Origin of the sequence: Tritonibacter sp. SIMBA_163, assembly GCF_046535935.1 — a bacterium.
GTDB lineage: Bacteria > Pseudomonadota > Alphaproteobacteria > Rhodobacterales > Rhodobacteraceae > Epibacterium > Epibacterium scottomollicae.
Window position 1 is genome coordinate 1 of the sequence record NZ_JAWJBP010001214.1, and the last position, 240, is coordinate 240.

The 240-nt window shown below is 33.3% G+C and carries 1 protein-coding gene; it reads left to right on the top strand.

Annotated features, from left to right (window positions below):
• The coding region (locus R0J92_RS26165; protein WP_411053836.1) for a hypothetical protein at positions 1–238 on the top strand (238 nt) is incomplete at its 5' end.
• Positions 239–240 lie beyond the last annotated feature (2 nt).

Below are 240 nucleotides of genomic sequence, written 5' to 3' on the forward strand. Positions count from 1 at the left end.
GGTGAAACAAATGGACAATCAAATTTTAAAAGCAATTCAAGAGATGCGTAAAGAAGTAAGCGATGGATTTGAAAATGTCAACAAAAGATTGGACGGAATTGAAGAGTCCTTAAGACGCATTGAAGAAAATGACCCTAGAGACATAGAAGCCCATTTGAAACAGTTACAGAATGTTGAGAATAAAACAGAGCTGTTGAATAAAAGAATTTTTGAAGTAGAAAGCCGTCTAAAAAATTAAGT